Annotated in this window: 23 protein-coding genes; 21 read left to right on the top strand and 2 right to left on the bottom strand. The window is 71.9% G+C overall.

The genetic code is table 11. From position 1 onward, the window contains the following. Positions 1-429: 429 nt before the first annotated feature. The 11 genes from ABT369_RS41280 (at position 430) to map (ending at position 11515) form a co-directional block, all read left to right on the top strand. Positions 430-1389: a choline/ethanolamine kinase family protein gene (locus ABT369_RS41280; protein ID WP_350620988.1), complete on the top strand. Its 960-nt coding sequence runs from the start codon at positions 430-432 to the stop codon at positions 1387-1389. A 12-nt stretch (positions 1390-1401) separates the two neighbouring features. Beyond that, positions 1402-2964: an amino acid permease gene (locus ABT369_RS41275; RefSeq protein ID WP_350620986.1), complete on the top strand. Its 1563-nt coding sequence runs from the start codon at positions 1402-1404 to the stop codon at positions 2962-2964. 91 nt (positions 2965-3055) lie between these two features. Continuing rightward, positions 3056-3793 carry a FadR/GntR family transcriptional regulator gene (locus ABT369_RS41270; RefSeq protein WP_350620984.1) on the top strand — a complete coding sequence of 246 codons (738 nt, stop codon included), beginning with the start codon at positions 3056-3058 and terminating at the stop codon, positions 3791-3793. Positions 3794-3829: 36 nt separating this feature from the next. Next, positions 3830-5179 carry a glutamine synthetase family protein gene (locus ABT369_RS41265; RefSeq protein WP_350620982.1) on the top strand — a complete coding sequence of 450 codons (1350 nt, stop codon included), beginning with the start codon at positions 3830-3832 and terminating at the stop codon, positions 5177-5179. Positions 5180-5410: 231 nt separating this feature from the next. Next, positions 5411-6766: an aldehyde dehydrogenase family protein gene (locus tag ABT369_RS41260; protein ID WP_350620980.1), complete on the top strand. Its 1356-nt coding sequence runs from the start codon at positions 5411-5413 to the stop codon at positions 6764-6766. Next, positions 6767-7534 (top strand): 3-oxoacyl-ACP reductase, encoded by a 768-nt coding sequence (locus ABT369_RS41255; protein WP_350620978.1) that lies wholly within the window; start codon positions 6767-6769, stop codon positions 7532-7534. It abuts the gene before it with no gap. A gap of 2 nt (positions 7535-7536) precedes the next feature. Next, a complete protein-coding gene (locus ABT369_RS41250) occupies positions 7537-8223 on the top strand; it encodes a gamma-glutamyl-gamma-aminobutyrate hydrolase family protein (RefSeq protein ID WP_350620976.1) in 687 nt (228 codons plus the stop codon). Positions 8224-8293: 70 nt separating this feature from the next. Beyond that, the gene (locus ABT369_RS41245; protein ID WP_350620974.1) at positions 8294-9196 is read left to right on the top strand and encodes an LLM class flavin-dependent oxidoreductase; all 903 of its coding nucleotides are present in this window, start codon (positions 8294-8296) and stop codon (positions 9194-9196) included. A 4-nt stretch (positions 9197-9200) separates the two neighbouring features. Further along, positions 9201-9920, top strand: coding sequence for a gamma-glutamyl-gamma-aminobutyrate hydrolase family protein (locus ABT369_RS41240; protein WP_350620972.1), 720 nt, complete (start codon positions 9201-9203; stop codon positions 9918-9920). Between the two features lie 19 nt (positions 9921-9939). Further along, positions 9940-10482: a Uma2 family endonuclease gene (locus ABT369_RS41235; protein WP_350620970.1), complete on the top strand. Its 543-nt coding sequence runs from the start codon at positions 9940-9942 to the stop codon at positions 10480-10482. A 175-nt stretch (positions 10483-10657) separates the two neighbouring features. Next, positions 10658-11515 (top strand): type I methionyl aminopeptidase, encoded by an 858-nt coding sequence (map, locus tag ABT369_RS41230; protein WP_350620968.1) that lies wholly within the window; start codon positions 10658-10660, stop codon positions 11513-11515. A gap of 231 nt (positions 11516-11746) precedes the next feature. On the opposite strand, the gene ABT369_RS41225 is transcribed toward map, so the two are convergent. Next, on the bottom strand, positions 11747-12178 hold the full coding sequence (locus ABT369_RS41225) for a ferritin-like domain-containing protein (protein ID WP_350620966.1): 432 nt from the start codon (positions 12176-12178) through the stop codon (positions 11747-11749). Next, positions 12175-12666, bottom strand: a complete 492-nt coding sequence (locus tag ABT369_RS41220; protein WP_350620964.1) for a hypothetical protein — start codon at positions 12664-12666, stop codon at positions 12175-12177. Before ABT369_RS41220 ends, ABT369_RS41225 begins: the two co-directional genes overlap by 4 nt. A gap of 208 nt (positions 12667-12874) precedes the next feature. Here ABT369_RS41220 and rimP point away from each other — a divergent pair, with 208 nt between their 5' ends. From rimP to ABT369_RS41170, 10 genes are all read left to right on the top strand, one after another. Further along, positions 12875-13417 (top strand): ribosome maturation factor RimP, encoded by a 543-nt coding sequence (rimP, locus tag ABT369_RS41215; RefSeq protein WP_350620962.1) that lies wholly within the window; start codon positions 12875-12877, stop codon positions 13415-13417. Further along, complete coding sequence (gene nusA / locus ABT369_RS41210) at positions 13414-14448, top strand: transcription termination factor NusA (protein WP_350620960.1); 1035 nt, start codon at positions 13414-13416, stop codon at positions 14446-14448. The genes rimP and nusA overlap by 4 nt, the downstream gene beginning before the upstream one ends. Beyond that, positions 14355-14798: a YlxR family protein gene (locus tag ABT369_RS41205; RefSeq protein WP_350620958.1), complete on the top strand. Its 444-nt coding sequence runs from the start codon at positions 14355-14357 to the stop codon at positions 14796-14798. Before nusA ends, ABT369_RS41205 begins: the two co-directional genes overlap by 94 nt. 157 nt (positions 14799-14955) lie before the next feature. Beyond that, the gene (gene infB / locus ABT369_RS41200; RefSeq protein ID WP_350621148.1) at positions 14956-18033 is read left to right on the top strand and encodes a translation initiation factor IF-2; all 3078 of its coding nucleotides are present in this window, start codon (positions 14956-14958) and stop codon (positions 18031-18033) included. A gap of 83 nt (positions 18034-18116) precedes the next feature. Further along, positions 18117-18539 carry a hypothetical protein gene (locus tag ABT369_RS41195; protein ID WP_350620956.1) on the top strand — a complete coding sequence of 141 codons (423 nt, stop codon included), beginning with the start codon at positions 18117-18119 and terminating at the stop codon, positions 18537-18539. A gap of 702 nt (positions 18540-19241) precedes the next feature. After that, complete coding sequence (locus ABT369_RS41190) at positions 19242-19538, top strand: DUF503 domain-containing protein (protein ID WP_350620954.1); 297 nt, start codon at positions 19242-19244, stop codon at positions 19536-19538. 127 nt (positions 19539-19665) lie between these two features. Next, positions 19666-20145, top strand: coding sequence for a 30S ribosome-binding factor RbfA (rbfA, locus tag ABT369_RS41185; protein ID WP_350620952.1), 480 nt, complete (start codon positions 19666-19668; stop codon positions 20143-20145). Continuing rightward, positions 20142-21212, top strand: coding sequence for a DHH family phosphoesterase (locus tag ABT369_RS41180; protein WP_350620950.1), 1071 nt, complete (start codon positions 20142-20144; stop codon positions 21210-21212). Before rbfA ends, ABT369_RS41180 begins: the two co-directional genes overlap by 4 nt. Before the next feature lie 40 nt (positions 21213-21252). Then, the gene (locus ABT369_RS41175) at positions 21253-21654 is read left to right on the top strand and encodes a hypothetical protein (protein WP_350620948.1); all 402 of its coding nucleotides are present in this window, start codon (positions 21253-21255) and stop codon (positions 21652-21654) included. Between the two features lie 11 nt (positions 21655-21665). Next, entirely contained in the window at positions 21666-21869 is a 204-nt protein-coding gene (locus ABT369_RS41170) for a DUF6186 family protein (protein WP_350621146.1), read from the top strand. The last annotated feature ends 554 nt before the right edge of the window (positions 21870-22423 follow it).

Genomic DNA, 22423 nt, shown 5'->3' with positions numbered 1-22423 from the left:
GGCGAGGGCTCCGCGCAAAGCAAGGGCCGCGATCGGCGCGCGGATGCGAAGGCGCCGCCGGGGCGAGTGGCGGAGCGCGGCGAGCCTGACGCGCGAACGCCGAGACGAACGCCGCGTCCAGCCCCGGGACCGAGCACTCAGCCGAACCCAAGTACGCCGGTGATCCGGCAGCGAAGCGCAGCCGGTGGACGCGAAGCGGCCATGGGGGGTGCGGGGTGGGAACCCCCCGCCGCGGCGAAGCCGCAGAGAAATGGTCTGAACGTGTGCCTACTGTTTCCGGGTTGTAAACGTGAGGAGTGCTCTTGACGAGCGGCTGAAGGGGGCGTTAACTCGCCTTACCATGACGTAGGTCACTACGGCGCGGCCGGGTTAAAGGCCTGGCTTCGCCCGAATTTGGCCGGCGGATCGCGGCGAAGGAGCCGGATGCCCATGAGTGCGGTGCCGTCGATCGCGGACCTGCTGGAGCGGGTCCCGTCGTGGATGGGCCGCGCGGTCGAGTGGCAGCGGCTCGCGGGCGGGCTCTCCCATCACGTGTACCGCATCGACGTGGACCGGGTGCCCTACGTCCTGCGGGTGCTGGAGCCGAGGGTCTCGGACGCGGGCCTGGGCATCGCCCCCGCGCGGGAGATCGCCAACACCGAGACGGCCGCCGCGTCGGTCGGTGCGCAGGTCTACGCCACGCTGCCCGACGTCCCCGCGATCGTGCTCGAGTTCCTGCCCGGGCGCACGCTCGGGGCGGCCGAGGTGCGCCGGCCCGAGGTCATCCCGGCGCTCGCCCAGGCCTGCCGGAAGCTGCACGCCGGGCCGCGGTTCGGCAACGACTTCGACATCTTCCAGAAGCGGCAGGAGCTGCTCGAGATCTGCCGGCGCAACGATCTGCCGCTGCCCGAGGGATACCTGGACCGGGCATCCACAGTGGACGTGCTGCGGGAAGCGCTGCGGCAGCGGCCCTGCGCAACGGTACCGTGCCACAACGATCTGCTCGCGGAGAACTTCATCGCGACGTCCAGCGGCGTGCGGATCATCGACTATCAACTCTCCGGCAACAACGACCCGGCGTTCGAGCTCGGCGACATCGCCGCCGAGGCGGACTACGACCCGGACCTGACCGGCCTGCTGGCCGAAGCCTACTTCGGTGCCGAGCTCAGCCCGGCGCTGCTGGCCCGGGTCCGGCTGTTCCACATCGCGTCCAACGTGACCTGGGCCCTGTGGTTCACCGTCCACCATGGACTCCTCGCCGCCGCCCGCGGCGAGGACGTGGCGGGCTTCGACTACGCGGCGGAGGCGACCGACAAGTGGGGGCAGGCGCTGCGCGCGCTCGACGACCCCGAGTTCGGCCGCCTGCTGGGCACGGTGACCGGAAGGAATCCCATCACCCCCAACCCCTAACAAGGAGGTGCCATGTCGGCATCGCCGACCCAGGCCGGCCTACCGATCGAAGACGACGACGAGAAGCGGCTCGCCGAACTGGGTTACAAGCAGGAGCTCAAGCGCAAGTGGAGCGGGTTCTCCAACTTTGCCATCTCGTTCTCCATCATCTCCATCCTCGCGGGCTGTTTCACCACGTTCGGCCAGGCCTGGATGAACGGCGGCCCGATCGCCATCTCGTGGGGCTGGCCGCTGATCTCGATCTTCATCCTCATCATCGGCTTCTGCATGTCGGAGCTGGTCTCGGCGTACCCGACGGCCGGCGGCATCTACTGGTGGGCGGCCCGGATGGGCAAGCCCGTGCACGGCTGGTTCACCGGCTGGCTCAACCTGGTCGGGCTCGTCGCGGTCACCGCGTCGGTCGACTACGGCTGCGCCACGTTCCTGAGCCTGGTGCTGGACGCGTACACCAGCTGGGACAGCGCCAACCTCAACCTGACGTTCCTGCTGTTCGTCGTGATCCTGGCCGCGCACGTGGCCATCAACATCTGGGGTCACAACATCATCGACGTGCTGCAGAACGTCTCGGTCTGGTGGCACGTCGCGGGCTCGGCCGTGATCGTGCTGATCCTCGTCTTCGTGCCCGAGAAGCACCAGAGCCTGTCGTTCGTGTTCACCGAGCGCTTCAACAACTCCGGGTACTCCGACGCCACCTACTGGTTCCTGGTGCTGCCGTTCGGGTTCCTGCTCACGCAGTACACGATCACGGGCTTTGATGCTTGTGCCCACGTGTCGGAGGAGACGAAGGGCGCGTCCAAGGCGGCCGCGCGCGGGCTGTGGCAGTCCATCTTCTACTCGGCGATCGGCGGCTGGATCCTGCTGCTGTCGTTCCTCTTCGCGGCGACCCACGTGGACGAGATCACGGCGGCGGCCGGGTTCTCCGGCGCCATCTTCGAGACCGCGCTGACCCCCGGCTTCTTCAAGGCCGTCATCCTCATCTCCACCATCGGGCAGTTCTTCTGCGGCATGAGCTGCGTGACGAGCATGTCCCGGATGACGTACGCGTTCAGCCGTGACCGTGCCGTGCCGGGCTGGCGGCTGTGGTCCAAAGTGGACCGCAACGGCACGCCGGTCAACGCCATCATGGGCGCGGCCGTCGCCGGCCTCGTGCTGACGCTGCCCGCGCTCTACAAGAGCCCGACCGGCGCGCCGACCGCGTTCTACGCCGTCGTCTCCGTCGCCGTCATCGGCCTCTACGTCGCGTTCCTCATCCCGATCTACCTGCGGTTGCGGATGGGCGACAAGTTCGTCCCCGGGCCGTGGACGCTGGGCAGCAAGTACAAGGTGCTCGGCTGGATCGCGGTGGTGGAGATCGTGATCGTGTCGATCTACTTCATCATGCCGTTCACGCCGACCGCGATCCCGGGCCACGAGGGCTTCACCTGGACCGCGGTCAACTATGCCCCGATCGCGATGATCATCGTGATCGGCGGGGCGGCACTGTGGTGGGTGCTCTCGGCTCGCACCTGGTTCCACGGCCCGATCCGGACCATCGATCAGGCCTTGGCCGAGGACACGGCCGCCGCGCAGGAGTAGGGGATGATGGTCTCCGGGCCGGTCGCCGCGATGGCCGGCCCGGAGACCTAGTCGGGGAGGTCGGATGCCGTCCCAAGGCGGACGCGGTGGCGTGGCGACGGAGCCGCTGTCGGGAGTGCCGATGTGGCGCCCGGTGCGGGGCGGCAACGCGTTCGAGATCACCGTCGCCCGGCTGGCCCAGGCGATCCGGCTCGGCCTCGTGCCGGTCGGCGAGCGGCTCCCGCCCGAGCGGGAGCTCGCCGAGCGGCTCCAGGTCAGCCGGGTCACGCTGCGGGAGGCGATCGCGGCGCTGCGCGAGGCGGGGTTCCTCGAGTCGCGCCGGGGCCGCTCCGGCGGCACGTTCGTGGTCCGGGCCACCGGTGATCCCGGCGACACCGGCCAGGTGCTGGACGCCGCGGCGCTGGCCCGGGAGATGGGCGACGCGCTGCACGACGCGCTGGACTTCCGCCGGGTGCTGGAGCCGGGCGCGGCCGCGCTGGCCGCCACCCGGGCGCTGTCCGCGCCCGACCGCGCGCACCTGGTGGCGTGCCTGGCCGCCGCGCGGACGCGGGACACGCTCACCCGGCGGGTCAACGACTCGCGGCTGCACCTGGCGATCGCGGCGGCCAGCGGCTCGACCTCGGTCGCGGCGTCGATCGCGGACGTGCAGCTGCGCCTGGACCGGCTGCTGGCCGCGATCCCGGTGCTGCGGCGCAACCTCGACCACTCCGACGCCCAGCACGAGCGGGTGGTCGAGGCGATCCTGGCGGGCGACCCGGCGGTGGCCCGCGGCGAGATGGAAGAGCACTGCGACGCCACCGCGGCGTTGTTGCGCGGGCTGCTGGGTTGAGTTTATGGTTTGTTTCTAGACCTTTAGGGGAAGCCGATGTTGACCGTCGAGCAGCTGCGCATCGCCGTGACCGATGGCGAGATCGACACCGTCATCGTGGCCATCACGGACATGCAGGGGCGGCTGCAGGGCAAGCGCTTCCACGCCGGGCACTTCCTGGACGACGTCGTCGCGCACGGCACCGAGGGCTGCAACTACCTGCTCGCCGTCGACGTCGACATGAACACGGTCGACGGCTACGCGATGTCCTCGTGGGCCGGCGGCTACGGCGACTTCGCGATGATCCCGGACTTCACCACGATGCGGCGCATCCCGTGGCACCCCGGCACCGTGCTCGTGCTCGCCGACCTCAAGCTGCTGGACGGCGGCCCGGTCACCGCGTCGCCGCGCCAGGTGCTGCAGGCCCAGCTCGGCGCCCTGCGCGAGGCCGGATACTCCGCCTACACCGGCACGGAGCTGGAGTTCATTGCGTTCCGGGAGTCCTATGAGGACGCATTCCGGCGGTCGTACCGCGAGCTGACGCCGGTGACCCTGTTCAACTCCGACTACTCGCTGCTGCAGACCGCCCGCGTGGAGCCGCTGCTGCGCCGCATCCGCAACGAGATGGCCGGCGCCGGGCTGACCCCGGAGAGCGCGAAGGGCGAATGCAACCTCGGCCAGCTCGAGATCGCGTTCCGCTACGACGCCGCGCTGCCCAATGCCGACGGGCACGTGCTGTACAAGAACGGCGCCAAGGAGATCGCCGCGCAGGAGGGCGTCTCCATCACGTTCATGGCCAAGCCGAACGCGCGGGAGGGCAACTCCTGCCACATCCACTTCTCGCTGCGCTCGGCCGACGGGCGCTCCGCGGTCGCGGGCGACGGCGAGCACGGGGTGTCGCCCATGTTCGCGAGCGCCATGGCGGGCATCCTCGTGACGCTGCGCGAGTTCACGCTCTTCTACGCGCCGAACATCAACTCGTACAAGCGCTTCCAGGCCGGCTCGTTCGCGCCGACCGCGGTGCGCTGGGGCCTGGACAACCGCACGTGCGCGCTGCGCCTCGTCGGGCACGGCGCGTCGATGCGCGTGGAGAACCGGGTGCCGGGCGCCGACGTGAACCCGTACCTCGCCATCGCCGCCCTGTGCGCGGGCGCGCTGCACGGGATCCGCAACTCCCTCGAGCTCGAGGACGTCTACACCGGCAACGCCTACGAGGACGCGGACGCGCCGCGCGTCCCGGCCACGCTGCGGGAGGCCCTGCACCTGTGGGAGGGCAGCGAGCTCGCGCGGGAGGCGTTCGGCGACGACGTCGTCGCGCATTACGCCAACATGGCGCGCATCGAGCTGGCAGCGTTTGACGCGGCGGTCACGGACTGGGAGCTCATGCGGGGCTTCGAGCGCCTGTAGGGCCACCGCGTGGGCGCCGGGCCCGTGCGCGGAGGCCTCCGCGGGGGCGCGGGGCCGTGCGGAAGGCCTCTGAGGGGGCGCGGGGCCCGTGCGGAAGGCCTCTGAGGGGGCGCGGGGGTGCGGAGGGCCTCCGCGGGGCCGTGCGGACGACCTCCGGTCGCGGGTGCTTTCGCGGCCGGTCGGGGCACATGGGGTACAACTGCGGAATTTTGCTTTTTCTGAGAGGTTGGCATGCACGACGTCATCTCGCCGGTCGACGAGCAGGTCGTGGCGACGGTCCCGTCGCTGAACGAGGCGGAGACCGACGCCGCGATCGAGCGCGCCCACGCGGCCTTCGCCGGCTGGCGCGCGGTCTCGCCGGGCGACCGGGCGCGGCTGCTGCGCCGCTTCGCCGCCGTGGTCGACGCGCACAACGAGGAACTCGCGCAGCTCGAGGTCCGCAACGCCGGGCACACCATCGGCAACGCCCGCTGGGAGGCCGGCAACGTCCGCGACGTCCTCGACTACTACGCGGGCGCGCCCGAGCGGCTCAGCGGCCGCCAGATCCCGGTCGCGGGCGGGCTGGACGTCACCTTCTACGAGCCGCTGGGCGTCGTCGGCGTCATCGTGCCCTGGAACTTCCCGATGCCGATCGCCGGCTGGGGCTTCGCGCCCGCGCTGGCCGCCGGGAACACCGTGGTGCTCAAGCCCGCCGAGCTCACCCCGCTCACCGCGATCCGCCTGGGCGAGCTGGCCCTGGAGGCGGGCCTGCCCGAGGGAGTGTTCACGGTACTGCCGGGCAAGGGCTCCATCGTCGGCCAGCGCTTCGTCACCCATCCGCTCGTGCGCAAGGTGTGCTTCACCGGGTCCACGGAGGTCGGCAAGCGCATCATGGCCGGCTGCGCCGAGCAGGTGAAGCGGGTGACGCTGGAGCTGGGCGGCAAGAGCGCCAACATCGTGTTCGCCGACGCCGACCTGGACAAGGCCGCCGCGTCCGCGCCCGGCTCCGTGTTCGACAACGCCGGCCAGGACTGCTGTGCGCGGTCGCGGCTGCTGGTGCAGGCGAGCGTGTACGACGAGTTCATGGCCCGGCTCGAGGAGTCCGTGCGGGCCTTCCGCTGCGAGGACCCGGCCCTGGAGTCGGCGCAGATGGGCCCGCTCATCTCCGCCGGGCAGCTGGCGAGCGTGCGCTCCTATGTGGACGACGCCGCCGTCGCCTTCCGCGGCAGCGCCCCGGACGGCCCCGGCTACTGGATGGCGCCGACCGTCCTCACCGCCGAGTCCAGCCAGGACCGGCACTGGCGCGAGGAGATCTTCGGCCCCGTGCTGTCCGTGCTGCGCTTCGAGGACGAGGACGAGGCGGTCCGGCTGGCCAACGACACCGAGTACGGCCTGTCCGGCTCGATCTGGACCCGCGACCTCGGCCGCGGCATCCGCGTCGCCCGCGGCGTGGAGACCGGCGCCCTCAGCGTCAACTCGCACTCGTCGGTGCGCTACTGGACCCCGTTCGGCGGGGTCAAGCAGAGCGGCCTCGGCCGCGAGCTCGGCCCGGACGCGGTCGCCGCGTTCTGTGAAGTCAAGAACGTCTTCTTCAGCACGGAGGTATAGGTGCAGCCACGTCTGCAGGACCGCGTCGCGGTCATCACCGGTGCCGGCAGCGGCATCGGCCTGGCGACCGCGCGCCGGTTCGCGTCCGAGGGCGCGAAGGTGATCGCGGTCGACCTGAACGCCGACGCCGGCCGGGCGGCCGCGGAGGAGGTCGGCGGCGAGTTCGTGGCCGTCGACGTCGCCGACGAGGCCGCGGTCAAGGCCCTCTTCGACGGTGTCGTCGAGCGCCACGGGCGCCTGGACATCGCCTTCAACAACGCCGGCATCTCGCCGCCCGACGACGACTCCATCCTCGACACCGGCATCGAGGCGTGGGAGCGCGTGCTGAAGGTGAACACCACCAGCGTGTACTTCTGCTGCAAGTACGCGATCCCGCACATGCTGGCCCAGGGCAAGGGCTCGATCATCAACACGGCCAGCTTCGTGGCCCTGCTCGGCGCGGCGACGTCGCAGATCGCCTACACCGCCTCGAAGGGCGCCGTGCTGTCGATGACCCGCGAGCTCGGCGTGCAGTTCGCCCGCCAGGGGGTCCGCGTCAACGCGCTCTGCCCCGGCCCGATCGCGACGCCGCTGCTCATGGAGCTTTTCGCGAAAGACCCGGAGCGCGCGCAGCGGCGCCTCGTGCACGTGCCGATGGGCCGGTTCGGCACGCCCGAGGAGATCGCGGGCGCCGTGGCCTTCCTGGCCAGCGACGACGCCTCGTTCATCACCGCGTCGACGTTCCTGGTCGACGGCGGCATCACCGGCGCCTACGTCACGCCGCTGTAGCGATGTCACGACCGCTCATCGGCATCACCGCGTACGCCGAGGTCGCGCGGTGGGGTGTCTGGGACACCCGGGCCGTGCTGGTGCCCGAGGCGTACGTGCGGATGGTGCGGCAGGCGGGGGCGCGCGCGGTCGTGCTCCCGCCGGACGACGCCGACGACGCCAAGGAGCTCATCGGCCGCCTCGACGCCCTGGTGCTGGCCGGCGGCGCGGACATCGAGCCCGCGCACTACGGCGCCTCGCCGCACCCCACGACGCGCACGCGCCCGGACCGCGACGCGGGCGAGCTGGCCGTGCTGACGGCGGCGCTCGAGGCCGACCGGCCCGTGCTGGGCGTCTGCCGGGGGATGGAGCTGCTGGCCGTCGCCTACGGCGGGTCGCTGCACCAGCACCTGCCCGACCTGCTCGGCAACTCGCGGCATCAGCCCGCTCCCGGGGTCTACGGCGCGCATCCGGCCCGCTTCGCGCCGGGCTCGTGCGCGGCGCGGGTGTTCGGGGACGCCGGTGAGGTCAACTCGTACCACCACCAGGCCGTCGACTCCCCGGGCGCGCTCACGGTGACCGGGTGGGCCGACGACGGCGTGATCGAGGCGATCGAGGACCCGGCCCGGCGCTTCGTGCTCGGGGTGCAGTGGCATCCGGAGGAGGCCGGCGACGTGCGGCCCTTCGCCGCATTGGTCGCCGCGGTCTGACCCGCGTTGGACGCGGCCCTGACCCGCTCCCGGGCGGGTCAGGGCCGCGCGTTCTGGGTAGGGGAGGGGCATGCGAATCGGGTTCGGGCTGCCGGTGTCGGGCACGTGGGCCACGCCGGAGCGGTTGGCGCGCGTCGCGGAGGCGGCGGAACGGCGGGAGTACGACTCCCTCTGGTCCTTCCAGCGGCTCTTCGTCGGCGTCGAGCAGGACGTCGACCCCGTCTATCAAAGCGTGCTGGACCCGCTGGTGGCGCTCGCGTTCGCCGCGGCGCGCACCGAGCGGATCAGGCTCGGGGTGGCGGTCGTCAATCTGCCGTTCGTCAGCCCGGCCCACCTCGCCAAGCAGGTCGGCTCCCTCGACGTGCTCAGCGGCGGGCGGGTCGACCTGGGGCTCGGGACCGGGTGGTCGGAGGCCGAGTTCGTCGCCACCGGGGCCAGCGGGCAGCGGCGGGCCGCGCGGACGCGGGAGTTCGTGGCGGTCCTGCGCACGCTGTGGCGCGACGAGGTCAGCGCGTTCGACGGGGAGCTGTACACGCTCCCGGCCGGGCGCATGGCGCCGAAGCCGGCGCAGGAGGGCGGGGTGCCGATCCTGCTCGGCGGGTCCGTGCCGGCGGCGCTGCGCCGGGCCGGGGAGATCGCCGACGGGTGGGTGTCGCGCTCCGCGCACGACCTCACGCGGATCGGCCGGGACGTCGAGCTGGTGCGCGCGGGCGCGGAGGCGGCCGGGCGCGATCCGGACCTGCTGCGCATCGTGTGCCGCGGCGTGCTGTTCCGGCCCGGGCGCGAGCTGCTCAACGGCTCGTGGGAGAAGATCCGCGAGGACGTCGCCTGGCTGGGCACGCAGGGGGTCACCGAGGTCTTCTACGACCTCAACTTCGACCCCGCGATCGCGGGGCCGGACGTCGACCCGGACGCGGCCGAGGAGCGGGCCCTGGACATCCTGCACAACCTCAACCCGCGGGGGCTAAGTTGAGGGCATGTCGCGACCGGTCATCGGCCTGACCACGTACGCCGAGGAAACCCGCTTCGGCCTCAACGACACCTTCTCCGCGGTCCTGCCGCTCTCGTACGTGCACGCGGTGCACGCCTCGGGCGGCCGGGCGGTCCTGGTCACCCCCGACGACCCGGACGCCGACGTGCTCGACGGGCTGCACGGCATCATGTTCACCGGCGGCTCGGACGTGAACCCGGACCTCTACGGCGAGGCCCCGCACGCCACCACCAAGGTCAAGCCCGAGCGGGACGCCGCCGAGCTGCTGCTGATGCGGGCCGCGCTCGAGGCCGACCTGCCGCTGTTCGGCATCTGCCGCGGCATGCAGCTCATGTGCGTCGCCTACGGCGGGCGGCTCCACCAGCACCTGCCCGACGTGCTCGGCCACCACAACCACCGGCCCGTGAGCGGCCCGAAGTTCGGCGAGCACCCGGTCCGGCTGGCGAGCGGCTCGCAGGCGGCGGCGATCCTCGGCGAGGCGGTGATCGTCAACTCGTTCCACCATCAGGGCTGCGCCGACCCGGGGCGGCTCGTGCCGACCGGCTGGTGCCCCGAGGACGACCTCATCGAGGTGGTCGAGGATCCGTCGAAGACGTTCGCGGTCGGGGTGCAGTGGCACCCGGAGGACACCACGGACTTCCGCCTGTTCGAGGCCTTCGTCGCGGCCGCCGGGGCCCGCCGGGACCAAGTGGCCACACGGCCCTAATCCCGGCTACCCTGCCGCGGTGGGGACAACCGAAGGGCTCTTCGCTCGGGACGACCTCGAAGACATGCGGCGCGAGCTGCACGACGGGGTGCTTCTGGGGTTTCCGCCGCCGTCCGTCGGTCATCAACGGGTTGAGCGGGACCTGTTACTGCACCTGAGTCACGGGCAGATGGAGGCGATACCGGGCATCGGTATCGTCATCGACGATGCCAACTACCGGATCCCGGACATCTCCGTGCTGCGCCCGGGCGCCGAGGTGGACGAGTCGGCCAACGAGCAGGCGGCGGCCATCGTGCAGATCGTCGTCGAGATCGTCTCGCCGACGTCGGCCGACACGGACCGGGTGGTGAAGCCGAAGGTCTACGCGCGAGCCGGCATTCCCGAGTATTGGCGGGTCGAACCGCAGGGTGAGGGCCATACGGTTCTCATGCACGAGCTGCAGGATGGCGGGTACGTGCAGACCCGGCAGATCGCGGTGCGGGACCTGCTCGCGGAGGGCTGGGAGGCGGCCTCGTCCGAGGTGCGGTGCTCGATGTGCAGGTCGGGAGCCGTCTCGCGGTAGGACTCGCGGTCGTCGGAGTCCTGGAGCACGGCCTCGGCCTGGGCCTTCGGGTCGTCGCTGCCCGCCGCCAATTCCTCCGGCAGCAGATCGGCCCGTTCGCGGATGCGTTCGTCATCGATCATGCCTGGGTGGTTACCCGGACAGGCCCGAGTTGATGCGCGTTAGGCTTCTGGCCATGAAGGTTCGCGCTCCGCTCGCCCCCGGCACGCAGACTCCGTGGCGTCAGGTCCCCGCCGGCATTGCGCGGCCCGAATACGTCGGCAAGCGGGCGCCCGCCAAGCACCGCGGCTCCGACGTGCAGACGCCCGAGATCATCGAGCGGATGCGGGTCGCGTCCAGGCTGGCGGCGCAGGCGACCGAGCTCGCCGGGAAGCACGCGCAGCCGGGCGTCACCACGGACGAGGTCGACCGGGTCGTGCACGAGTTCCTGTGCGACAACGGCGCCTACCCCTCGACGCTGGGGTACAAGAGCTTTCCGAAGTCGTGCTGCACCTCGCTGAACGAGGTCATCTGCCACGGCATCCCCGACTCGACGGTGATCGAGGACGGCGACATCCTCAACGTCGACGTGACCGCGTTCATCGGCGGCGTGCACGGCGACACCAACCAGACCTTCTGCGTCGGCGACGTCGACGAGGAGGCGCGGCTGCTGGTCGAGCGCACGCGCGAGGCGATGATGCGCGGCATCCGCGCCGTGGCGCCCGGGCGCCCGCTCAACGCGATCGGCCGGGTGATCGAGGCGTACGCCAAGCGCTTCCACTACGGCGTCGTGCGCGACTTCACCGGGCACGGCATCAACGAGGTGTTCCACACCGGGCTCTACGTGCCCCACTACGACAACCCGCGGCTCACCACGGTCATGGAGCCCGGCATGACGTTCACCATCGAGCCCATGATCACGCTGGGGACCCACGAGTACGACATCTGGAAGGACGGCTGGACGGTCGTCACGAAGGACCGTAAGTGGACGGCCCAGTTCGAGCACACGATCGTCGTCACCGAGGACGGGTACGAAATTCTGACGCTGCCGTAACGCGGCCTAAGCCGTCTCGGGGCCGGTGATGCCCCGAGACGACAGGCTCACGAGACGGCGTACTCGTTTAACGACGCGGCTGCATCGTCGGACCGGCCCACGCGGTGCGGCGCATGTCTGGCCCTCCTCTCGTCTAGACGCTCGTGGCGTGATGCATCAATCGTCGCGGAGCGGACAGCGCGGTGGAGGGACGCGGCCTTGCTGTGGCACAAGTTCGGGAGTATCGGCGACTCAGTCGGTTTTGCCCGGGAACGCGGCCACCAGCGGGGTCAGGCTGCCCGCCTTGCGGAACCCGACCGTGCGCGTCGTGCAGTCGATCAGCGCGTCGAGGACGATCTTGCGCACGTCGCCGTCGGTGGCCGGCAGGGCCAGGCGCCACTGGGCCGCGGTGCGCTCCTCCAGTTGGACGGCGAGCTTGAGCGCCGTCGCGCGGTCGGTCACCGCGAACGGCAGCTGGTAGGAGGGTGCGGTCGGCGGCGGGGTCACCCCGGCGCTGGTGAGCCGCACCAGCAGCGCGTCGCGGCGCGTGCGGTGGGCGTTGTCGGCGGCGCGGGCGAGGGCGATCGTGTTCGCGTCGAGCTTGGGGCCCAGCACGCCGTACCCGTAGATGGCCGCGTGCTCGGCCTGCAGCACGGCGACGAGCCGCTCATCCGCCGCCGTCATGCCAGCACCTCCCCGTGGCCCGCCCGGCAGGCGGCGATCGAGCCCAGCAGGGCCGCCCGGTACGAGGGCGCGGCCAGGCACGCCGCCTCCGCGTCCAGGCGGCCGTCCTTCTCCAGCTTCGCGAGGTCGGCCAGGACCGCCGCCTGGTCGCCCGGCAGCGGGCCGGCCGAGGGCGCCGCGGACGCCGAGCCGCTCGCCGCCGGGAACGGGCCCCGCTCCGGCAGGCCGATCTCCCGGGCGAGCGCGACGATGTGCTGCTCGTGGTCGTCCTTGAGCGGGCCGAGCCGGTCCTGCAGCGCCGGGAAGGCGCTCAGCGCCTCGCCGTAGCGGTCGCGGAGCGCGACCGTGCTCGTCAGCAGCGGCATGAGCGCGTCGCCCGTCGGGTCGAACGGCGGGTCCTTCGGATCGCCGCCGAGATCGCAGCCCGTCAGCGACGCGGTCGTGGCCGCCGCGGCGGCGGCGAGCAGGGCGCGTCGGCGGAGATGCACGCGCATTAGTGAACACCATCGGCGCCCCTCGCCGTGTACCCGCCCTCTGAAGGTGCTGGTGGGTGCCGCTGGCGGGTGGCGTTCGGAGCGCCGCCGGGACGTCCCGAGTCACGTCGCGTTACGCTCTGCACGAGCCGCCCGCGCGTTTCGGCGCAGGCGGCGATGAGCCGTGCGCCCGTGCGGGCGCCGACAGGAGAGGTGTCGATCTATGGCGCAGCAGCATCGACAGCGTCTCCTGGACGTGGTCGAACCGGTCGTCACGGCCGGTGGTTTCGACCTCGAGGACCTCACCGTCACCCGGGTCGGGCGACGGCACCTGGTGCGCATCGCGGTCGACAGCGACAACGGCGTCGACCTCGACGCGGTCGCCGAGCTGTCCCGGGGCATCTCCACGGCGCTGGACAAGGCCGAGGCCGAGGGCGACGAGCTGATCGCGGGGGAGTACGAGCTGGAGGTCGGCTCGCCCGGCGTCGAGCGGCCGCTGAGCCTGCCCCGGCACTGGCGACGCAACCGCAGCCGGCTGGTGAAGGTGAAGGTCGCCGGGCGCGAGGTGACCGGCCGCGTCTTGGCCGCCGACGACGACGGGGTGACCCTCGACGTCGACGGGGCAAAGAGCACGCATCCGTATTCGGACCTCGGCCCCGGCCGCGTCCAGGTGGAGCTCAAGCGGCTCGCCGAGCTGCCGGACCCCGAGGACGAAGAGATCGACGAAGACGAAGACGACGACGAGGAAGGGGAGGACGGGGCGTGAACATCGACCTTGCGGCCCTCCGCGCACTGGAGCGCGAGCGCGAGATCCCGTTCGAGACCATCCTCGCGGCGATCGAGACGGCGTTGCTGACCGCCTACCGGCACACCGACGGGGCCAACCCGCACGCCCGGGTCGAGATCGACCGGCGCAGCGGCGCGGCCTCCGTGCTCGCGCAGGACGTCGACGAGGACGGGACGATCGTGCGCGAGTACGACGACACCCCCCACGACTTCGGGCGCATCGCGGCGATGACCGCCAAGCAGGTGATCCTGCAGCGGCTGCGCGAGGCCACGGACGAGGTGCACTTCGGCGAGTACGTCGGGCGCGACGGCGACCTGATCACCGGCGTGATCCAGGCGCACGAGGCGCGGGCCGAGAAGGGCATCGTCACCATCGACCTCGGCAAGATCGAGGGGATGCTGCCGGCCGCCGAGCAGGTGCCGGGCGAGCGCTACGAGCACGGGCAGCGGATCAAGGCCATCGTGGTGCACGTGGCCAAGGGCTTCCGCGGTCCCCAGGTAACCCTGTCGCGATCTCACCCGAACCTCGTGAAGCGCCTGTTCGCGCTTGAGGTGCCGGAGATCGCCGACGGTACTGTCGAGATCGCGGCCATCGCCCGGGAGGCGGGTCACCGCACCAAGATCGCGGTCCGCTCGACGGTCGCTGGGGTGAACGCGAAGGGGGCCTGCATCGGCCCGATGGGCCAGCGGGTCCGCGCGGTCATGAGCGAGCTGCACGGTGAGAAGATCGACATTATCGACTGGTCCGAGGACCCTGCGCAGTTCGTCGGAAATGCCCTTTCTCCCGCGAAAGCGCTCAACGTGGAGGTCGTCGACGCGGCCAACCGGGCCGCCCGGGTGACCGTTCCCGACTTCCAGCTTTCCCTGGCCATCGGCAGAGAGGGCCAGAACGCACGGCTCGCCGCACGGCTCACCGGATGGCGGATCGATATCAGACCGGACAACGCTGCGGACGGCAACGTCGATCACGTCACCGGACCGGGCGCGGCGCGCGCCGAAAGTGCAGGGTAGACTTCTTGACGGTACGTCGCACGCCCCCGGCTGGCATGCCCGCGAACCCCCTGCTCACTGGGCGGCCGGTTCGCACATGTATCGGATGCCGGAAGCGTGCGTCATCCTCCGAGTTGCTGCGATTTGTCGCGATCGAGATCGGCCCTGACCAGTTCAGGGCTGTCCCCGATCCGGCTCGCAGACGGCCGGGCCGGGGCGCGCACCTGCATCCCGATCCGGCTTGCCTCGCGCTAGCGGAGCGTCGGCGCGCCTTCGGGCGGGCTCTGCGCATCGCCGGTGTCCTGGACACCGGTCCGCTGGCCGAAGCCGTCGCCTCGGCGGCGGTGACGGAGCCGGAGCATACGCAGTGACCGGAACCGCCGGTGGTGGGAGCGCGACGCCCCACCCGGACACGCAAGGTAGGACGACGGACATGAGCACACGATGAAGTCCCTGAGATGACCAGGCTTCAAGTGCACGAGTGAGGTCGGAGCGGACTTGCCGCCCGGCCTCGAGGTGAGGAGTGTAGTGGCAGGCAAGGCCCGCGTACACGAGCTGGCGAAAGAGCTCGGGGTCGAAAGCAAGACCGTACTTGCGAAGCTGCAGGAGCTTGGCGAGTACGTGAAGTCCGCATCCAGCACGGTCGAGGCGCCCGTGGCGCGCCGGCTGCGAGCGAGCTTCGAGAATGGTGGAGGGTCCGCTCCGGCGCCCTCCGCGTCTCCTGCGCCGTCTGCGTCGGCCCCGTCGTCGACGCCAGTTCCGACGGCCCCCCGTCCGACGCCGTCTCCGGCGGCAAAGCCCTTTGCGCCCCCGAAGCGGCCGCAGCCGCCCGCGGGTGGCGGATCGAGCGGTTCGGGAGGCGGGGGCGGCCGTGGCCCCGTGCCCGGTCCGCCGCGTCCCGCCCCGCCGGCCGTCAAGCCGACGAGCGCGCACGACATCGAGGTTCAGGCCGCCGAGCAGCGTGCGGCCGCGCTGAAGGCCGAGCAGGAAGCGACCATGAAGGCCGCCCAGCAGGCCCGTCAGCGGGAGAACACCCGGCGGGACACCCCGGCGCCGCCCAGCGGTGGCTCCGGCGCGCCCACGCCCGGCCCGCGTCCCGGTCCCGCCCCCGGCTCGTCCGGCGGCGGTGCCCCGAGCTCGGGCGGCCCGCGTCCCGGTCAGGGTCCGCGTCCCGGTCAGGGCAACCGCCCGCCGGCCCGGTCCCCGGGCAACAACCCGTTCGGTGTGTCGGGTGGCGCCTCGCCGCGCCCGCCGACACCCGGCAACATCCCGCGGCCCAACCCCTCGTCCATGCCCCCGCGGCCCAACCCGGCCTCGATGGGCGGCCCCCGGCCGAACCCGTCGCAGATGCCGAGCCAGCGGCCCGGTCGCCCCAGCGGCCCCGGCGGTGACCGTCCCGGTCGCCCCGGCGGCGGCGGTGGCGGCGGCGGCTTCCGCGGCGGCCCCGGTGGCGGCGGCGGTGCCGGTCGTCCCGGTGGTCCGGGTGGCGGCGGTGGTGGCGGCTTCCGTGGCGGTCCCGGTGGGGGCGCCGGCGGTGGCGGTGGCTACCGTGGCGGTCCCGGCGGTGGCGCCGGCGGTGGCGGTGGCTACCGCGGCGGTCCCGGCGGTGGCGGCGGCGCGCCCGCGGGTGCCGGCGGTGCCGGTCGCCCCGGTGGTGGCGCCGGCGGTCGTGGCCGTGGCGGCGGTGCGGCGGGTGCCTTCGGGCGTCCCGGCGGCCGTCCGACCCGTGGCCGGAAGTCGAAGAAGCAGCGCAGACAGGAGTTCGACAACCTCTCCGCGCCCACCATGGGCTCGGGTGCCCCGCGGGGTCAGGGTCAGGCGATCCGTCTCCCGCAGGGTGCGTCGCTGTCGGACTTCGCCGACCGGATCAACGCGAACCCGGGCTCGCTCGTGCAGGAGATGTTCAACCTGGGCGAGATGGTGACGGCCACCCAGTCGTGCACCAACGAGACGCTGCAGCTGCTCGGCGAGCACCTCGGCTTCGACGTGCAGATCGTCAGCCCCGAGGACGAGGACCGCGAGCTGCTGGCCCGCTTCGACATCGACCTCGACGCCGATGTCGACGAGGAGCGCCTGGTCGTCCGGCCGCCGGTCGTGACCGTCATGGGTCACGTCGACCACGGTAAGACGAAGCTGCTCGACGCGATCCGCCAGACGAACGTCGCGGCGGGCGAGGCGGGCGGCATCACCCAGCACATCGGTGCCTACCAGGTGCACGTCCAGCACGAGGAGGAGGACCGCGCGGTCACCTTCATCGACACCCCGGGTCACGAGGCGTTCACCGCCATGCGTGCCCGTGGTGCTCAGGCCACGGACATCGTGGTCCTGGTGGTCGCGGCCGACGACGGCGTGATGCCTCAGACGATCGAGGCGCTCAACCACGCCCAGGCGGCCGAGGTTCCGATCGTGGTGGCCGTGAACAAGATCGACAAGCCCGACGCCAACCCGGCGAAGGTGCGGCAGGAGCTCACGCAGTACGGCCTCGTCGCCGAGGAGTACGGCGGCGAGACGATGTTCGTGGACATCTCCGCGAAGAGCCGGATCAACATCGACGGGCTCCTCGAGGCGATCCTGCTGACCGCCGACGCCGCGCTCGACCTGCGCGCGCCCATCGACGGCCCGGCCCAGGGCATCGCGATCGAGTCGCACCTCGACCGCGGCCGTGGCCCGGTCGCCACCGTCCTGGTGGAGAAGGGCACGCTCAACGTCGGTGACTCGATCGTCGCCGGCCGCGCCTACGGACGCGTCCGCGCGATGCTCGACGAGAACGGCAAGCCCGTGCCGCACGCGGGTCCGGCCCGTCCGGTCCTCGTGCTCGGCCTGACCTCGGTGCCCGGCGCCGGCGACACGTTCCTCGCCGCCGACGACGACCGCACCGCGCGCCAGATCGCCGAGCAGCGGCAGGCTCGCCGCCGCGCGGCCGAGATGGCCGCACGCACCGGCCGGGTCACGCTCGAGACGCTGTTCGACCAGCTCAAGCAGGGCGAGAAGACCACGCTCAACCTCATCCTCAAGGGTGACGGCTCGGGCTCGGTCGAGGCGCTCGAGGACGCGCTGGTCAAGATCGTCGTCTCGGACGAGGTCCAGCTGCGGATCATCCACCGCGGTGTCGGTGCGGTCACGCAGGACGACGTCAACCTGGCCAGCGCCTCGGACGCGATCATCATCGGGTTCAACGTGCGGGCCGAGGGCCGCACGCGCGACCTGGCCGACCGCGAGGGCGTGGAGATCCGGTACTACACCGTCATCTACCAGGCGATCGAGGACATCGAGTCCTCCCTCAAGGGCCTGCTCAAGCCGGTCTACGAGGAGGTCGAGCTCGGCTCGGCGGAGATCCGCGAGGTCTTCCGCTCGTCGCGCTTCGGCAACATCGCGGGTTGCATCGTCCGCACCGGCCTGATCCGGCGCAACAGCAAGGCGCGCCTGGTCCGCGACGGTGCGGTGGTGAACGACAACCTGTCGATCGCCGGCCTGCGCCGCTTCAAGGACGACGCGACCGAGGTCCGCGAGGGCTTCGAGTGCGGTATCACGCTCGGGACGTTCAACGACATCCAGGTCGGCGACGTCATCGAGACGTGGGAGCTTCGCGAGAAGCCCCGCACCTGATCGACGGCATGACCTGAAGGGGGCCGCGGTTCGCCGCGGCCCCCTTTGGCATCTCCGGACATGGGAGTAATCTCGGTCACATTATGGATCTGTCGTGGTGGTCGATCGAGGTCCGCGACGGGGAGTTCCCGGCGCGGCAGTGGCGTGACGCCCACAGCGCGGCCCTCATCGAGGCCGCGGTGACGCACGGGGCCCAGGACTGGGCCTGGCGATCCGAGGACTTCGGGGTCGTCTTCGAGGTCGGCTTCGCCGACGCGTCCGACTGGCAGCGGTTCCGGCAGTTGCCGGCGGTCGTCGCGGCGCTGGATGCCGTGGCGCCCGATTCGCTCTACGTCTACCGCGGGCGGGGAGGCAGCGCCGGGGCCGTGCAGCCGCGGCGGCCGGGGCCCGTGCCGGTGGCGGGGGCGGCCGCGTTGCCGATCGAGCCGGAGCCGCCGATTTTGGCTCGGCCGCCGTTCGAGTCGCCGATGACGCCTGCGGGCGAGGACCCGCTGCTGGTGGCGTGATTGCCGCTTAGGCGAAATATCGGAAATGTCCGGCTTGGGGCGGCGGCGGTTCGGGAGGCGCGCAGGCGGGCTGAGGTGGCTCTGCGGGGGCGCCTGAGGGCGCCGCGGTGACTCGCGGACGCGGCGTGTGAGGGCGCTGGAGTGAGTCGCCGAGGTGGGCGTGTGAGGGTGCCGCGGTGACTCGCGGAGGTGGTGTGTGAGGCGCTGGAGTGAGCTGCGGGCGCGGTGTGTGAAGGCGCCGCGGTGAGTCGTAGGCGTGGCGTGTGTGGGCGCCGTGGTGAGTGGCAGGCGTGGTGTGCGAAGGCGGCGGGGTAAGCCGTGGGCACGGTGTGTGAGGGCGGCGCGGTTAGCCGTGGGCACGGTGTGTGAGGGCGGCGCGGTTAGCCGTGGGCACGGCGTGTGTGGGCGCCGCGGTGAAGCGCGGGCGTGGTGTGTGAGAGCGCCGACGTGAGCCGCTGGCGTTGCGTGAGACGGCGCCGGAGTGAGTCGCGGCGCGGAGAGTCCGGCCCACCAAGAACGAGGGGAGAACGGGGCGGAAGAGAGCGGGCCGAGCAGGTGGCGAAGAGCGCTGCTCGCTGAGTCCTTGCCACCACGGAGGCCGGGATTCCTGGCGGGAGCGACGGTCCGCAGGTGACGCGGACCCGAGCAGGGAAGCTTTTAACCCGGCGCGAAATTCCGCTCCGGCAGTTAGGATCTTGCGCCGTGTATACGGGAACCGCGGTCTTCGACCTCCTTCTGCCCGGTGACTCGCGTTCGCTCAAGGCCAAGCGCTCCTACGTGCGGCCCCTGATCGCTCACCTGCGCAAGTTCGAGATCTCTGTCGCCGAGGTCGGCGCGCTCGATCTCACCGGGCGGGCCGAGATCGGCATCGCCGTCGTGGCCGCCGAGGCGGGGCACGTGCGGGAAGTGCTCGACACGTGCGAGCGGGCCGTCGCCGGGCGGCCCGAGTTTGAACTGCTCTCCGTGCGCCGTCGGTTGCACGGTGACGACGACGAGTAAACGTGGCTTCCGGACGCGGCTCCACGGGCGAGGCGCGGGTACTGTCAAGGCGTTGGTCAGATCTTCAGGTCCGGCGGGCCGGCCTTGGGGCCGGCCGGCGGGCCGTTTGGCTGCGGAGGTGTTCGAGATGACGGATCCGGCGAAGGTGCGGCGGCACGCGGAGCGCGTGCGAGAACTGGTCGCATCGGTGGTGCGGACGCAGATCAAGGACCCGCGGCTGGGCATGATCACGATCACCGACGCGCGGATCACGGCCGATCTGCGCGAGGCGACCGTGTTCTACACCGTGCTCGGCGACGCGGCCGCCCAGGCGGGCACCGCGGCCGCGCTGGAGAGCGCGAAGGGTCTGCTGCGCTCGACCGTCGGCAAGGCGCTCGGGCTGCGGCACTCACCGAGCCTGGCGTTCGTGCACGACGACGTGTCCGACCAGGTCAAGCACATCGACGAGCTGCTGGCCAGCGCGCGCAGCGCCGACGCCGAGGTCCAGCGCCTCGCGGCCGGCGCGCACTACGCGGGCGACTCGCAGCCCTACAAGGTCGACGACGAGGCCGAGGCGGACGACGTGGACGCCGAGGACGAGGTCGTCGTGGGCCAGGACCGGCGGTGAACGCCGCGACGGCCGCCGTGCACCCGTCGCAGGATGCGTGGGCGGCGGCCGTCGCGGCGTTGCGCGGGCTGCCGCCCGGCGCGCGGGTGCTGCTCGCCTGCCACGTGAACCCCGACGGCGACGCGCTCGGCAGCATGCTCGGCGTCGCGCTCGGGCTGCGCGCGGTCGCGGGCGAGCTCGGCATCGGGCACCTCGCGGCCACGTTCCCCGGGCCGATGCGCCTCCCCGCGCCGTTCGACACGCTGCCCGGCACCGACCTGCTCGTCGCCGAGGAGGACGCCGACCCGGCGCCGGACGCGATGCTCGTGTTCGACGTGGCGAGCATCGAGCGGCTCGGCGGCCTGGCCGACCGGCTGCGCGCCGCGCCCGTCGGCATCGTGCTCGACCACCACGCCTCCAACCCGGGCTTCGGGCGGATCAATCTCGTGGACCCCGCGGCGGCCGCCACGTCGGTGCTCTCCGACGGGTTGCTCTCCCGCCTGGGCGTACCGCTGGACCCCGCCATCGCCGAGTGCCTCTACGTGGCCCTGGCCACCGACACCGGCTCGTTCAAGTTCGCCTCCACCACCCCGGCCGTGCACGAGCTCGCGGCGCGGCTCATCGCGACCGGCATCGACGTCGGGGAGATCTCGCGGCGCCTGTTCGACACGCGGCCGATCGGGGCGCTGCGGCTCTTCGGCGTCGCCCTCGCCCGCACGGTCCTCGAGCCCGAGGCGGCGGGCGGGCTGGGGCTCGCGTGGACGTACCTCACTGTCGACGACCTCGCCGCCCACGACCAGCCACCACCGGCCGTCGAGGCGCTCATCGACACCGTGCGCACGGTCGCCGAGGCCGACGTCGCGTGCGTGGTCAAGCCGGTGCGCGCGGGGGAGTGGTCGGTCTCGTTGCGCAGCAAGGGTGCCGTCGACGTGAGCGCCGTGGCCGTGGCCCTGGGCGGCGGCGGGCACCGCTTCGCCGCCGGGTTCAGCGCGTCCGGGCGCGTCGAGGACGTGCTCGACGCCGTCCGCGGGCTGCTGCCGGCCCCGGCCGGGCTCAGGGTGAACTCCGGGAGAATCTCCGGGACATAACGGCTGGCCCGGACACATCCGTTGCGGTGACAATCGATACATGGACCGACCCGAGCTTGCCGCGGAGGTCGACCGGGCCTGGGCCCGGCCGGTAGTGCTGACACCCGTCTTCGCCCTCATCTCGCTCGTCGGGGGCGCCTCGCCGTCGTTCGGGCTGCGGGCCAACCTGCTCGTCCTCGCCACCGGCGGGGTGCTGTTCTGGCTCGGCATGTCGGCCGCGGTGCCGCGCCGGGCGTCGCCGGCCCGGCTGCCGCGCGGGGCGGCCTGGTGGCTGGTGCCGCTGCTGCTCTTCGGCATCGTCGAGGGCGCGACGTTCCTCAACGGGTCGCACTCGTACCCGACCCTCTCCCGCCTCGCCGACCCGGTGCTCGAGCACTACTGGGCCCGCGCGGCCGCCTACTTCGGCTGGCTGTGGGCGTTCTGGGCGATGGTGCGCCGGTGAGCGCCGGGCAGGTGCTCGTCGCGGCGCTGTTCACCGTGGCGCTCGGGCTCTTCGCGGCGGTCGAGATCGCCTCCCGGCGCGAGGGCTCGCGGGTGCCGGGCATCGGCGACGTGTGCGGGGTCGTCATGCGCTACCGCGTGGGTCCGCTGCCCGTCGGCCGCATCGCCATGTTCGGCTTCTGGTGGTGGCTCGGCTGGCACTTCCTGGCCCGCTGAGCTGGGAAATTGATCTTTCGCGACAGCGACACGCCGTTCCAGATCGCGGGATAACGTCGCACATACTGGACCTGAACGATAACTTAGGGATATGCGCACAGTACGAATTCTTCGCTGCCCGTCCCGGGCGCGCCGCTCCTAGGCGGCGGAACCGGCGGCGGGTGACACGGCCCGATCAACTCTGCCGGAAGCGAGTCAATACGTGCGCAGCCACCACTGTCAGCAGGCCGACACCACCCACGTCGGTCTCCTTGGCGTGTGCGGCGCGTGTCTACCGGTGACCCCGGCGCGACCGAGTACGCACCGACCATCAGCATCATGCTCCAGAGGAGACCAGCGTCATGCCTGACCAGCAGAAGCCCCAGCCGAAGCCGCAGGAGCCGGCCGCCGACACCCGCGAGCGTGCCCGCGCCGCGCTGCAGATGTCCATGGACCGCCGCGGCTGAGCACCTGATCCGACGCAAGCTCCGGGAAGCCGGGACGCCCTGTGTGACGTCAAGGTTTCCCGGAGGTTGTGCCGCCCGGTAACTGCCGAGAGCACTACCAGACCTTAC

The organism is Dactylosporangium sp. NPDC000244 (genome assembly GCF_040300725.1).
In the GTDB taxonomy this organism is placed as follows: Bacteria; Actinomycetota; Actinomycetes; order Mycobacteriales; family Micromonosporaceae; genus Dactylosporangium.
Note: the sequence above shows the minus strand (reverse complement) of the source record. Positions and strands in the feature narration are given on the sequence as shown.

What these genes read in the sequence shown, in the direction of transcription:
- ABT369_RS41195 (WP_350620956.1), top strand. Translation starts at nt 18,117, where the DNA reads ATGGATCTGTCGTGGTGGTCGATCGAGGTCCGCGACGGGGAGTTCCCG.
- rimP (WP_350620962.1), top strand. Translation starts at nt 12,875, where the DNA reads ATGGCGCAGCAGCATCGACAGCGTCTCCTGGACGTGGTCGAACCGGTC.
- ABT369_RS41240 (WP_350620972.1), top strand. Translation starts at nt 9,201, where the DNA reads ATGTCGCGACCGGTCATCGGCCTGACCACGTACGCCGAGGAAACCCGC.
- ABT369_RS41250 (WP_350620976.1), top strand. Translation starts at nt 7,537, where the DNA reads ATGTCACGACCGCTCATCGGCATCACCGCGTACGCCGAGGTCGCGCGG.
- map (WP_350620968.1), top strand. Translation starts at nt 10,658, where the DNA reads ATGAAGGTTCGCGCTCCGCTCGCCCCCGGCACGCAGACTCCGTGGCGT.
- ABT369_RS41275 (WP_350620986.1), top strand. Translation starts at nt 1,402, where the DNA reads ATGTCGGCATCGCCGACCCAGGCCGGCCTACCGATCGAAGACGACGAC.
- ABT369_RS41205 (WP_350620958.1), top strand. Translation starts at nt 14,355, where the DNA reads ATGGCGGATCGATATCAGACCGGACAACGCTGCGGACGGCAACGTCGA.
- ABT369_RS41175 (WP_350620948.1), top strand. Translation starts at nt 21,253, where the DNA reads ATGGACCGACCCGAGCTTGCCGCGGAGGTCGACCGGGCCTGGGCCCGG.
- rbfA (WP_350620952.1), top strand. Translation starts at nt 19,666, where the DNA reads ATGACGGATCCGGCGAAGGTGCGGCGGCACGCGGAGCGCGTGCGAGAA.
- ABT369_RS41260 (WP_350620980.1), top strand. Translation starts at nt 5,411, where the DNA reads ATGCACGACGTCATCTCGCCGGTCGACGAGCAGGTCGTGGCGACGGTC.
- ABT369_RS41280 (WP_350620988.1), top strand. Translation starts at nt 430, where the DNA reads ATGAGTGCGGTGCCGTCGATCGCGGACCTGCTGGAGCGGGTCCCGTCG.
- ABT369_RS41225 (WP_350620966.1), bottom strand. Translation starts at nt 12,178, where the DNA reads ATGACGGCGGCGGATGAGCGGCTCGTCGCCGTGCTGCAGGCCGAGCAC.
- ABT369_RS41245 (WP_350620974.1), top strand. Translation starts at nt 8,294, where the DNA reads ATGCGAATCGGGTTCGGGCTGCCGGTGTCGGGCACGTGGGCCACGCCG.
- ABT369_RS41265 (WP_350620982.1), top strand. Translation starts at nt 3,830, where the DNA reads ATGTTGACCGTCGAGCAGCTGCGCATCGCCGTGACCGATGGCGAGATC.